The 12,703-nt window shown below is 51.8% G+C and carries 11 protein-coding genes; all 11 read right to left on the reverse strand.

The window, feature by feature from the left end; all coding sequences use genetic code 11:
• A partial coding sequence (gene dnaE / locus EQY_RS0113220) for a DNA polymerase III subunit alpha (protein WP_001294796.1) occupies nt 1–2,379 on the reverse strand: 2,379 nt, incomplete at its 3' end.
• A gap of 36 nt (nt 2,380–2,415) precedes the next feature.
• Entirely contained in the window at nt 2,416–3,012 is a 597-nt protein-coding gene (gene rnhB / locus EQY_RS0113225; RefSeq protein WP_000569438.1) for a ribonuclease HII, read from the reverse strand.
• Entirely contained in the window at nt 3,009–4,157 is a 1,149-nt protein-coding gene (gene lpxB / locus EQY_RS0113230; RefSeq protein ID WP_000840598.1) for a lipid-A-disaccharide synthase, read from the reverse strand. The genes rnhB and lpxB overlap by 4 nt, the downstream gene beginning before the upstream one ends.
• A complete protein-coding gene (gene lpxA, locus EQY_RS0113235; protein WP_000565979.1) occupies nt 4,157–4,945 on the reverse strand; it encodes an acyl-ACP--UDP-N-acetylglucosamine O-acyltransferase in 789 nt (262 codons plus the stop codon). Before lpxA ends, lpxB begins: the two co-directional genes overlap by 1 nt.
• Nucleotides 4,946–4,948: 3 nt before the next feature.
• Entirely contained in the window at nt 4,949–5,404 is a 456-nt protein-coding gene (fabZ, locus tag EQY_RS0113240) for a 3-hydroxyacyl-ACP dehydratase FabZ (RefSeq protein ID WP_000210739.1), read from the reverse strand.
• Between the two features lie 104 nt (nt 5,405–5,508).
• Nucleotides 5,509–6,534, reverse strand: a complete 1,026-nt coding sequence (lpxD, locus tag EQY_RS0113245; protein ID WP_001139279.1) for a UDP-3-O-(3-hydroxymyristoyl)glucosamine N-acyltransferase — start codon at nt 6,532–6,534, stop codon at nt 5,509–5,511.
• 3 nt (nt 6,535–6,537) lie between these two features.
• Nucleotides 6,538–7,023: a molecular chaperone Skp gene (skp, locus tag EQY_RS0113250; RefSeq protein ID WP_000758956.1), complete on the reverse strand. Its 486-nt coding sequence runs from the start codon at nt 7,021–7,023 to the stop codon at nt 6,538–6,540.
• 121 nt (nt 7,024–7,144) lie between these two features.
• Entirely contained in the window at nt 7,145–9,577 is a 2,433-nt protein-coding gene (gene bamA, locus EQY_RS0113255) for an outer membrane protein assembly factor BamA (protein WP_001240898.1), read from the reverse strand.
• A gap of 29 nt (nt 9,578–9,606) precedes the next feature.
• Complete coding sequence (gene rseP / locus EQY_RS0113260) at nt 9,607–10,959, reverse strand: sigma E protease regulator RseP (RefSeq protein ID WP_000948224.1); 1,353 nt, start codon at nt 10,957–10,959, stop codon at nt 9,607–9,609.
• Nucleotides 10,960–10,970: 11 nt separating this feature from the next.
• Nucleotides 10,971–11,828, reverse strand: coding sequence for a phosphatidate cytidylyltransferase (cdsA, locus tag EQY_RS0113265; protein WP_000922432.1), 858 nt, complete (start codon nt 11,826–11,828; stop codon nt 10,971–10,973).
• A 12-nt stretch (nt 11,829–11,840) separates the two neighbouring features.
• Nucleotides 11,841–12,599, reverse strand: a complete 759-nt coding sequence (ispU, locus tag EQY_RS0113270; protein ID WP_001517776.1) for a (2E,6E)-farnesyl-diphosphate-specific ditrans,polycis-undecaprenyl-diphosphate synthase — start codon at nt 12,597–12,599, stop codon at nt 11,841–11,843.
• Between the last annotated feature and the right edge of the window lie 104 nt (nt 12,600–12,703).

Here is a 12,703-nt window from a genome sequence, read left to right on the forward strand (position 1 = left end):
TTGTCCTTTCGGGGCGTCCTTCCCCCCCGCCATAAACTCCGCCGGATAGTGCGCCTTCAGCCATAACGTTTGATATGACACCAAAGCATAGGCTGCGGAGTGCGATTTGTTAAATCCGTAACCGGCGAATTTCTCCACCAGGTCGAAGATTTTCATCGCCAGTTCGGCGTTGATCCCGTTCTTTTCTGCACCTTCAGCAAATACAGAACGCTGCTTGGCCATCTCTTCCGGCTTTTTCTTACCCATTGCACGACGCAGCATATCCGCGCCGCCGAGAGTATAACCAGAAAGTACCTGGGCAATCTGCATGACCTGTTCCTGATACAGGATAATGCCGTAGGTTGGCTCAAGTACCGGTTTCAGGCTTTCATGCTGCCACTGCACGTCCGGATAGGAGATCTCTTCGCGACCATGTTTACGGTCGATAAAGTTATCCACCATCCCTGATTGCAACGGCCCCGGACGGAACAGTGCCACCAGTGCGATCATATCTTCGAAGCAGTCAGGTTGCAGACGCTTGATCAGGTCCTTCATGCCGCGCGATTCAAGCTGGAATACCGCCGTGGTTTCCGAGCGTTGCAGCATGTCAAAACTTTTCTTGTCATCCAGCGGGATCGCAGCGATATCCAGCGGCGGCTCGCCATTCTTCGCTCGCCGCTTGTTGATCATCTCCAGCGCCCAGTTGATGATGGTGAGCGTACGCAAACCAAGGAAGTCGAACTTCACCAGCCCGGCGTATTCAACGTCGCTTTTATCAAATTGAGTGACTGGATGTTTGCCCTCTTCATCGCAATAAAGCGGCGCAAAATCGGTAATTTTGGTCGGCGCGATAACCACCCCACCGGCGTGTTTACCAGCGTTACGGGTGACCCCTTCCAGCTTGCGCGCCATGTCGATGAGCGCCTTAACTTCTTCATCCGCTTCGTAGATTTCTGGCAGTTGCGGTTCAGCTTCAAACGCTTTAGCCAGCGTCATCCCCGGATCGGGCGGGATCAGTTTCGAGATACGATCGACAAAGCCATATGGATGCCCTAGCACGCGACCTACGTCGCGGATCACCGCTTTTGCCGCCATCGTACCGAAGGTGATGATCTGCGATACCGCATCACGACCATACATGTCCGCCACGTGTTCGATAACCTGGTCGCGTTTCTCCATACAGAAGTCAACGTCAAAGTCAGGCATGGAGACACGTTCCGGGTTAAGGAAACGTTCGAACAGCAGGTCAAATTCCAGTGGATCGAGGTCGGTGATTTTCAGCGCATAAGCCACCAGAGAACCCGCACCGGAGCCACGACCTGGCCCTACCGGTACGCCGTTATCTTTCGACCACTGGATAAATTCCATAACGATGAGGAAGTAGCCGGGGAAGCCCATCTGGTTGATAACCTGAAGTTCAGTATCCAGACGTTCGTCATATTCCGGGCGACGCTTAAGACGCTCTTCCTCGTCAGGGAATAAAAATGCCAGACGCTCTTCCAGCCCTTCTTTTGCGCGCTTGACCAGATAATCTTCGGTGCTCATGTCCCCGGTCGGGAACTGTGGCAGGAAGTATTCACCAAGACGCACAGTTACGTTACAGCGTTTGGCGATCTCAACGGTGTTAGCAAGGGCTTCGGGGATGTCGGCAAACAGCTCGCACATCTCCTCTTCGCTACGCATATATTGCTGCGGCGAATAGTTACGCGGGCGTTTAGGATCATCCAGGGTAAAGCCGTCGTGGATAGCGACGCGGATTTCATGCGCGTCAAAGTCGCTGCTGTCGATAAAGCGCACGTCGTTGGTCGCCACGACGGGCAAACCGCGCGCTTCCGCCAGTTCTACCGCCGCGTGCAGATAGCTTTCTTCGTCCGGCCTGCCGGTGCGGATCAGTTCGAGAAAATAGCGATCCGGGAAGTGTTCTTCATAAAACGCAACGCACTCATCTACCAGCGTGCTGTTACCACGCAAAAGGCTGCGTCCGACATCGCCCATGCGCCCACCGGAAAGGAGGATCAGCCCTTCGTTTAATTCGATTAGCCAGTCGCGATCGATGATCGGCCCGGCAGCACCGTACCCGCGCTGATACGCTTTTGAGATCAGCAACGTCAGATTCTGATAGCCGGTATTGTTCGCCGCCAGTACCGTCAGGTGAGTTAACTCATCCCCCAACAGGTCGCACTGGACATTAAAATCCGCCCCGACGATGGGCTTAATCCCTGCGCCATGTCCCGCTCCGTAGAACTTCACCAGACCGCAAAGGTTGGTGAAATCGGTGATCGCCAGTGCTGGCATACCCAACGCCGCCGCCTTTTTTACCAGCGGCGCGGTTTTTGCCAGGCCATCGATCATCGAGTAGTCGCTGTGCACCCGCAGGTGAACGAAACGTGGTTCAGACATCTTCAGATTCCGGTTTACTTAATCTCGACACAAGAATCAGGACGCAAGTCCCAGTGCGCGTTTGACAGGGCCAAAGCTGCGCCGATGGTGTTCGGTCGCGCCGTGTTCAGCCAGTTTTTCAAGATGAAAAGCTGTTGGATACCCTTTGTGTTGGGCAAAACCATATTGTGGATAAACAATGTCCAGTGCCGCCATTTCAGCGTCGCGCGTGACTTTCGCCAGAATAGACGCCGCACTGATTTCCGGCACGCGGCTGTCGCCTTTCACCACTGCCATCGACGGCATCGGTAATTTCGGACAGCGGTTACCATCAATCAACACATATTCCGGGACGATATGCAGCCCCGCAACCGCACGCTGCATCGCCAGCATGGTCGCGTGTAGAATATTCAGTTCGTCGATTTCATGAGGTTCAGCGCGACCCAGACTCCAGCTTAACGCTTTCTCTTTAATCTCTTCATACAACGCCAGACGGCGTTTTTCGCTCAGCTTTTTGGAATCATTCAGCCCGACAATCGGGCGCGCCGGGTCGAGGATTACGGCAGCGGTGACAACCGCGCCAACCAACGGCCCACGTCCGACTTCATCCACACCCGCAACGAGCTGCGTGTGCGGATAAACAAATTCGATCATTGTGCTAACTCCAGAACGGCTTGTGCCGCCTGCTCATCGGCATTGCAGCGGATCTGCTGATGCAGTTCGCGGAAGGTGTCGTGCATCGCGTGGCTGGTTTTCCCGTTCGCCAACAGCGGTAACAACGCCTCTGCCAGTTTTTGCGGCTCACACTCTTCCTGCAATAACTCTTTGACTAACTCTCTGCCCGCCAGCAAATTGGGTAGAGAGACATAATCAGTTTTCACCAGTCGCTTCGCCAGCCAGAAGGTGAAAGGCTTCATGCGATATCCCACCACCATCGGGCATTTCGCCAGCATACACTCCAGTGCTGCCGTACCCGACGCCAGTAGCGCCGCATCGCTTGCCACCATCGCCTCACGCCCCAATCCATCTAAGAGATGAACAGCAAGGTCTGGCGCAACTTCAGCTTTGATGCGTTCAAACTGCTCGCGGCGTTTGGCATTCACCAGCGGCACCACAATCTCAAGATCGGGATATGTCTGGCGCAAAAGCTGAGCCGTTTTCAGGAAATCGGCACTAAGCATCTCAACTTCCGCACCACGACTGCCAGGCAGCAACGCCAGGCAGTGGGCATCATGGGGGATCCCCAACACATCACGGGCGGCGTTTTTATCTGGATCTAACGGCATGGCATCAGCCATGGTGTGACCGATAAAACGACACGGCACGTTGTATTTGTCATAAAACGCTTTTTCGAAAGGCAGAAATGCGAGCACCAGATCGGTGGCTCTGCCTATTTTGAAAACGCGTTTCTGTCGCCACGCCCAGACGGACGGACTGACGTAATGAATGGTTTTGATACCCTGCTTTTTGAGGTTACCTTCGAGGGTAATGTTGAAATCAGGCGCATCAATGCCGACAAAAACATCTGGCTTCAGTTCACCAAAACGCTTTGTCAAATCGGCACGAATATACAGTAAGCGACGCAAACGGCCGAGCACTTCCACAATGCCCATCACCGCCAGCTCTTCCATTTCGTACCAGGCTTCGCAGCCTTCAGCCTGCATCCGTGGCCCGGCAACACCAACAAAGCGGGCGTTGGGCACACGTTCTTTCAGAGCGCGGATTAAACCGGCTCCCAGGATATCGCCGGAGGTTTCTCCGGCGACCAGGGCAATCGTTAATGGACGCTGTTCAGCCATTAACGAATCAGACCGCGCGTTGAGCGTGCAAAGAAATCGGTAAATGCTTTCACTTCCGGATAAGTTTCCGCCAGTTCAGCAATTTCCGGTTTCACTTCATCGAGCGTTTTACCGCTGCGATAAATCAGCTTATACGCATTGCGGATAGCAGTAATCGCCTCACGGCTAAAACCGCGACGCTTCAGCCCTTCGATGTTGACACCGAACGGCGTTGCGTGGTTACCCTGCGCAATGACATAAGGAGGGACGTCCTGCGCCACACCGGAGCAACCGCCAACCATCACGTGCGCACCAATGATGCAGAACTGATGGACTGCGGTCATGCCGCCGATGATCGCGAAGTCATCTACCGATACGTGCCCCGCCAGCGTTGCGTTGTTGGCGAGAATACAGCGGTTACCTACCGTACAATCGTGCGCAATGTGCGCATTGATCATCAGTAAGTTGTCGCTGCCCACCTTCGTCAATCCACCGCCCTGGACTGTGCCACGATGAATGGTGACGCTTTCGCGAATGCGGTTACGATCGCCGATTTCCACACGGGTCGGTTCACCAGCATATTTCAGATCCTGGTTAACTTCGCCGATGGAGGCGAACTGATAAATCTCATTGTCGCGACCAATTTTAGTATGGCCATTCACGACAACGTGAGATTTCAGTACGGTCCCCTCACCAATTTCAACATGGGGTCCAACGATACAAAAAGGACCAATGTGAACGTTGGCACCAATCGACGCGCCCTCTTCCACAATGGCGGTTGGATGCACAAAGGCGGATTTATCAATCACGTATCAGGCCTCCCGGCTACGAGCACACATCATCGTTGCTTCGCAAACTACTTTACCGTCGACCAGAGCAACCCCTTTAAAGCGGGTCAGGCCACGGCGCGTTTTTTCGAAAGTGACTTCCATGATCATTTGATCGCCTGGCACGACCGGGCGCTTAAAGCGCGCTTCGTCAATACCAGCGAAGTAGTACAGCTCACCCGGTTCCAGTTTTCCTACGCTTTTAAACGCCAGAATACCTGTTGCCTGTGCCATTGCTTCCAGAATCAGCACACCCGGGAAAATCGGTTTTCCAGGGAAATGGCCCTGGAAGAATGGCTCATTGACAGAGACATTTTTTACTGCGCGCAGAAAACGACCTTCTTCAAAATCCAGCACGCGATCCACCAATAAGAACGGGAAACGGTGCGGCAGAAGTTCTAAAATCTCTTCAATCTGCAGAGTATGAGTGTTAGTAGTCAAGATACTCTTCCTGTCAAAATATAAGAAACGACAATAATAACACGGCCTGCCGCAATCGTAAGAATGAGACAGGCCGTAAAGTTTGGCGAACAAAAGATGGAACGTTAGTCTTGTTGATTAACCTTGCGCTCAAGCGATTTCAGACGCTTGCTCATATCATCAATGTTCATCACCAGTGCAGCGGTTTTGCGCCAGACTTTGTTGGGTTGCAGCGGAATGCCTGAGGAATAGACGCCAGGTTCAGTGATGGGACGCATCACCATCCCCATGCCCGTAACCGTCACTTTATCGCATATTTCCATATGCCCGTTGATTACGCTGGCACCGCCGATCATGCAGTAACGACCAATTTTCAGGCTGCCCGCCATAATGACGCCACCGGCAACCGCCGTATTGTCGCCAATCACGACGTTATGTGCAATCTGGCACTGGTTATCAATGATCACGCCATTGCCGATAATGGTGTCATCCAGCGCACCGCGATCGATGGTAGTACAGGCGCCGATCTCCACGCGATCGCCAATAATCACGCGACCAATCTGAGGGATCTTCACCCAGTTACCACGATCGTTGGCATAGCCAAAGCCGTCCGCACCTACCACCGTTCCGGATTGAATCAGGCAATTCTGACCGATCTGGATCTCGTGGTAAATGGTTACGTTCGCCCAAAGGCGCGAACCTGCGCCGATTTTGCTATTTTTACCAACGAAGCAACCGGCACCGATAATCACGTTATCGCCCAGCTCAACGCCGGACTCAATCACCGCGTTAGCACCAATTGAGACGTTGTTACCCAGCTTCGCCGTTGCATCGATCACTGCACTGGGTGCAATGTTCTGCGCGGGCTGTGGCGTGGTATCTAAAATTTGCGCCATGCGCGCGTAAGTCAGGTAGGGATTCTTCACTACCAGCGCGGCACTTTTCGCGAAAGGAAGATCGTCCTGGGTCATGACAACCGCAGACGCCTGGCACAAGCCTAAATGCTCACGGTATTTTGGGTTAACCATGAACGTGATGTGACCTGTTTGTGCAGATTGCATGGACGCAACGCCGGTGATGACGATATCGCCATCACCGTGTAGTTCTGCATCCAACTGCTGCGCTAAATCAGCCAGTCGAATTGAAGGCATTACTTATTTAACCTGTTTCAGTACGTCGGCAGTGATGTCTTTTACATCGCTGCTGTTGTAAGCAACGGCGTTTGCATCAACAACCAGGTCGATATCCTGGCTGTTGGCAACGGATTTCACAGCAGTCTGGATACGAGTAACCAGTTTGCCGCGTTCTTCGTTGGAACGACGTGCGCGATCCTGCTCAAAAGCCTGCGCTTTCTGAGCAAAAGTCTGGCGCTGAGCCATCACGTCTTTTTCCAGCTTAGTACGATCACTACCGGCTTTCATAGACTGCAGCTTTTTCATTTTAGCTTGCAGATCGGTTTCCATACGCTGCAGTTCGCTGGCACGGCCTTTGAACTCATTTTCCAGCGTGTTAGAAACACCGGTTTTCTGTGCTACCTGCTGGAACAGGCTGCCCATATTGACGATTGCAATTTTGTCAGCCGCCTGAGCAGAAGTTGCCAGTGCTAAACCGAGACCTGCAGCTAATAACCACTTTTTCACAATAAACTCCTTACCATCCCATTTGCACCGGAGGGTGCAGTTCTTTGCGTGGCCCGGCGATCTTATATTGATCGCCTAAAGTCATCGCTACACTACCACTACATTCCTTTGTGGAGAACACTTACCAGGTTTTACCAATGTTAAACTGGAACTGTTCTGCCTTGTCTCCATCGTACTTTTTGAACGGCTGGGCGTAGGAGAACACCAACGGCCCCAATGGGGACATCCATTGTAATGCGATACCCGCAGACATACGGATATTGCTTGGATCACTATAGTCCGGATATCCAGAATATTGGCTGGAATCCCAGTTTGTATCCCAAACGGTGCCCATATCCCAGAAGAAGGAAGTACGAACAGAGTTAGCATACTTGTCGCTAATGAACGGCGTCGGGGTGATGAGTTCGAGGCTGGCAACCGCCATGGCGTTACCGCCTACAGCATCATCCGATTTACACAGGTCTTTCGCTCCGTCCTGAGTCGCACATTCGTAATCATAGTCTGGGTCATAATTACTGGCCTGATGCGGGAAGTAAACCGCTTTTGGACCGATGGTGTTGGACTGGAAGCCACGCACGGTGCTGGAACCACCAGCATAGAAGTTCTCGTAGAACGGCATCTCTTTGCCGCCTAAACCATCACCATAACCCCAGCGGGTACGACCCAGAACAACCCATTTGTGATCGTCGTCGATCGGTACATAGGTCGCCGTGTCTAACGTCACTTTGTAGTATTCGTTATCCGATCCCGGAATGGTCACTTTACCGGTCAGGTTGACACGTGAACCATCTGTCGGGAAATAACCACGGTCAAGCTTGTTATAGGTCCAACCATAGTTGAACGTGAAGTCGTCCGTTTTGAAGCTGTTATCCTGATCAGAGGTGCTCGGATGTTCACCCATAGAGTACAGATAACGCCACATCGCAACCTGCGGCTGCATGTTGGACAGGGAGTTATGTACATAACCCAGACCTGCACGCAGCGAGTTGTATTCGTTGATCGGGAAGCCCAACGTCACGTCTGTACCATAACTCTTGTTGGTATAGTCGGACAGGTCGGCGTCATCTGCCTGGAAGTCATTATAGAAGAGACGGCCACCGAGGCTTACGCCATCTACGGTGAAGTACGGGTTGGTTACCGACAGTTCAGCATAGGTCTGGTAATCGTTTTTGGTTCCGTTGATACCAACGGCATAACCCGTACCTAACCAGTTATCCTGTTGCACGCCAGCCTGGAAGCTCACGCCACTTTCAGTACCGTAACCAATACCGAAGTTGAAGCTACCGGTGTTACGTTCTTTCACCTTGTAGACTACATCAACCTGGTCCGGGCTACCCGGAACACGTTGGGTATCGGTATCGACCGTTTCAAAGAAGCCAAGACGATTCAGACGCTCCTTACCCTGATCGACCAGATCGCTACCCAGCCATGCACCTTCCATCTGACGCATTTCGCGACGCAGGACGGCATCTTTCGAGGTATCGTTACCTTCAAAACGGATCTTACGCACGTAGAAACGGTTACCCGCATCAACGTTCACGCGTAATTTAACGGTTTTGTCGGCATCGTTAATTTCAGGCATCGACTGTACGCGCGGATAGGCATAACCATAGCGACCGAGAAGCTTTTTAATGTCATCTTCCATCTTGGTCACTTTGGTGCCGTTATACAGCTCGCCCGGCTCGATCTTAGTTAGCTGCTCAATTTCAGCGGAGTGCCCGGCAAGGTTACCGCTCACTTCAACCCCAGAAAGCTTGTACTGATCGCCTTCGGTGATGTTCACCGTGACGTAAATACCTTTTTTATCTGGCGTCAGACTGACCTGGGTCGAGTCGATGTTGAAACGGGCATAACCGCGATCCAGATAGTAGCTGCGCAGGGTTTCAAGGTCGCCCGCCAGTTTTTGTTTCTGGTATTTACGATCGCCTACCACGTTCCACCACGGCACTTCGTCACGCAGTTGGAAATGAGAGATCAGTTCGTCGGTGGTGAAAGCATGGTTACCAACAATGTTAATTTGCTGGATTTCAGCTGACACACCTTCCTGGAACACCAGTTTTAGGTCAACACGGTTGCGCGGCAGCGGGGTCACGACAGCTTTAACGCTGGCGCTATATTTACCGACGCTATAGTAGAAGTCTTCCAGACCTTTTTCGATATCAGCAATGGTGGTGCGATCAAGAGATTCGCCCACACGCACGCCAGAAGCCTCGAGGTTTTGCTTCAGCATGTCATCTTTCACCGATTTGTTACCGGAGAAAGTGATGCTGGCAATGGTCGGACGTTCTTTTACCTGAACCAGAAGGGTATCACCATCACGAAGGACACGAACATCCTCAAAGTTGCCGGTAGCAAACAGAGCGCGAATGGTATTACTGATATCTTCATCATTAACCGTGTCGCCTGTGCGCACCGGCATACTGAGGAGGGCCGCACCAACGGCGACACGCTGAAGGCCTTCGAAATGAATATCTTTCACTACGAACCCTTCAGCACCGTATACGGTGGCGCTGCTAAACAGCAGCGACGCTATGAGCAACTTTTTCATCGCCATCGTTATTATGCGTTCTTCCTAACTAACTCTCATAACCGAGAGAAATCATTGAAAAGTGCAAGCCCCATTAACAGCACCAGCAGAATCGAGCCAATGCGATAACAAAAGTCTTGAACCCGCTCGGATACCGGTCCGCCCTTGATCTTTTCGATCGCAAGGAACAGCAGATGCCCCCCGTCAAGTACGGGCAACGGAAACAGGTTAATTATCCCTAAGTTCACGCTAATAAGCGCAAGAAACGGTAGATAATAAACAACCCCGAGTTCCGCTGTCATCCCAGCCCCCTTGGCGATAGAGATCGGCCCACTGAGGTTGTTCAGTTTCACATCACCGGTGATCAATTTTCCCAGCATACTGACCGTCAGCTTCATCAACTGCCACGTTTTGTCCGTAGCTTCGACGATGGCGTTGAACGGCCCATACTGGCGTACAACTTTATACTCATCTGGCAGAGGAATGACTTTCGGCTCAATACCGACAAAACCAATCGCCTTACCATTACCCGGTTTACTCTCCGGGATTAATGTCAAAGACAAGGGACTCCCCTGCCTTTCGATTTCCAACGCTAAGGATTTACCCGGATTATCCCGGACAAGCAACACAAAGGTCACCCATTGCGTTAATGGCTGACCATCGACTTTAACGATCCTGTCGCCTGCTTGCAAACCCGCCTTGTTTGCCGCCGAGTTTGGCTGCACATTTTCCACTACTGGTTCAATTTGCGGCCCACGGGGACGAATCCCCAAAGAAGATACTGGATCTTCTTTATCAGGCTCAAACGCCCACTGACGTAAATCGAGCTTTACATCCCGCCGTTGGTCGCTGCCAAATGGCGCTACCGTAATGGTGGTGCTTTCATCGCCAATTTTATCGACCAACTGCAAACGCACGGCATCCCAATCAGGCGTTTCGATACCATCTACGGCTTTTAGTTCCGTTCCTGGTGCAATTTGTGCTTGCGCAGCTATCGAATTGGCTGCTATTTCGCCAACCACCGGACGTACACCAGGCACACCGATGATAAAAACCAGCCAGTAAGCAAAGATAGCAAAAATGAAGTTTGCAACCGGACCTGCGGCAATGATCGCCGCACGTTGGCCAACAGATTTATTATTGAAGGCATGGTGGCGAAGCTCCGGAACAACCGGTTCAGCACGCTCATCCAGCATTTTGACATAACCGCCCAAAGGGATCAGGGCGATGACATATTCGGTGCCTAGCTTATCAGTTCGGCGCCAGAGCGCCTTACCAAAACCTATAGAGAAACGCTCAACGCGAACACCGCAACGCCGGGCAACCCAGAAATGACCAAATTCATGCACGGTGATGAGTACACCCAATGCAACGATGAACGAAGCCAAATCCCAGAGAAAACTCAGCATAATACCTTCCGTTAAAGCGTCCTGAATACCAGCAACAGCAGGCAAGCAAAGACCGGTACAGCAGCCGTCAGGCTATCAATACGATCCAAAATACCGCCATGTCCTGGAATTAAATGACCGCTGTCCTTAATTCCTGCTTCACGCTTAAACATGCTCTCGGTCAGATCGCCGAGCACTGAAGCTAACGCTGCGACAATAGAGCAAATGAGTAAGGTGACGGGTGCAACGTCCAGATTCGCCCACATGCCATAACCCCATGAGATTACCGCTGCGGTCGCGAGTCCGCCAATAAAGCCTTGCCAGGTTTTACCTGGAGAAACCTTCGGTGCCAGCTTATGTTTGCCAAACAATTTGCCAAACATATATGCGCCAGAGTCAGCGCCCCAGACCAGGATCATGACATAGAGCAACCATATCGCGCCACTGTAATGATTCTCGTCATAGTGCCAGGCCCGTAACGCCAACATGCCCCAAAAGAAGGGAACAATGGTTAGCACGCCAAAGATAATGCGCAATGTTCTGGAGTTACGCCATATTGTCGCGGAACCGGGATAGAATAACACCAGCAATAGCGCGGCAACCCACCAGCCAAGCGAAGCCCAAAGTGAGACCTCAACCAGTGGTTGATGGATATTTCGGTGATATTCCGGCAACAGAAAAAGCATCAGCGCCAACAATAACCCGCACAGCACCGCCAGCCATACCCGCTGCGAGCGAGAGGTAAAACCGCTAAGCTGTCCCCATTCCCACGCTGCCAGCATACAGACTACCAGCGTAACAATAGCGAACCCTACCGGCGGCAATAAAAACAGCGCCGCGATGACGACAGGTATTAAAACAAAAGCAGATATCAGGCGATACTTCAGCAAAAGCGACCCCCATCAGGCTGTTTCATCACCGGGCTCGGTGCCGCCGAAACGACGCTCTCGATTAGCAAAGGCATTTAGTGCCCCTTCAAAGTCTTGTTCATCGAAATCGGGCCAGAGAACATCTGTAAAGTAAAGTTCGGCATAGGCAATTTGCCAAAGCAAAAAGTTACTAATGCGATGCTCCCCCCCAGTCCTAATTACTAAATCTACAGGGGCCAGTTCATGCATACAGACATGCTGGTTTAGCATCTCTTCATCTATCTGATCTGGTTGCAGGTTTCCTTGCTGCACCTTTTCAGCCAGTTGCCTGACACCCTGGACTATATCCCAACGTCCACCGTAGTTCGCCGCAATATTCAACGTCAGACCGGTATTCCCGGCAGTTAACGCTTCAGATTTACGAATACGCTCTTGCAAACGCGAGTTAAAACGACTGGTATCGCCAATAATACGCAGACGCACGTTATGTCGGTGCAGGCTTTTTACTTCGCTATCAAGCGCCCACACAAACAGTTCCATTAACGCACTGACTTCCTGCGCTGGTCGGTTCCAGTTTTCACTACTAAAGGCATACAGCGTTAACGCCTCAATACCGTTGTTGGCCGCAAAAGAGACCGCCCGGCGAACCGATTTAGCCCCGGCTTTATGCCCAAAGGCACGAATCTTCCCTTGCTTTTTTGCCCAGCGCCCGTTGCCATCCATAATGATCGCGACATGGCGACAGCCATGAACTGGCAATTTTTCGCTAAGTGGTTGAGTAGCAGACAACATCACGCGTTTCTTATTCCCTGACAGGGTTTACGGTACTCAGGAATACTGAAGCCTATACAAAAAAAAGCCGTGTAAAACCACGGCATACCTGATCTTAGAAAGCC

This window comes from Escherichia sp. TW14182, from assembly GCF_000208525.1.
Classification (GTDB): Bacteria; Pseudomonadota; Gammaproteobacteria; order Enterobacterales; family Enterobacteriaceae; genus Escherichia; species Escherichia ruysiae.

What these genes read in the sequence shown, in the direction of transcription:
- bamA (WP_001240898.1), bottom strand. Translation starts at nt 9,577, where the DNA reads ATGGCGATGAAAAAGTTGCTCATAGCGTCGCTGCTGTTTAGCAGCGCC.
- lpxD (WP_001139279.1), bottom strand. Translation starts at nt 6,534, where the DNA reads ATGCCTTCAATTCGACTGGCTGATTTAGCGCAGCAGTTGGATGCAGAA.
- lpxB (WP_000840598.1), bottom strand. Translation starts at nt 4,157, where the DNA reads ATGGCTGAACAGCGTCCATTAACGATTGCCCTGGTCGCCGGAGAAACC.
- rnhB (WP_000569438.1), bottom strand. Translation starts at nt 3,012, where the DNA reads ATGATCGAATTTGTTTATCCGCACACGCAGCTCGTTGCGGGTGTGGAT.
- ispU (WP_001517776.1), bottom strand. Translation starts at nt 12,599, where the DNA reads ATGTTGTCTGCTACTCAACCACTTAGCGAAAAATTGCCAGTTCATGGC.
- rseP (WP_000948224.1), bottom strand. Translation starts at nt 10,959, where the DNA reads ATGCTGAGTTTTCTCTGGGATTTGGCTTCGTTCATCGTTGCATTGGGT.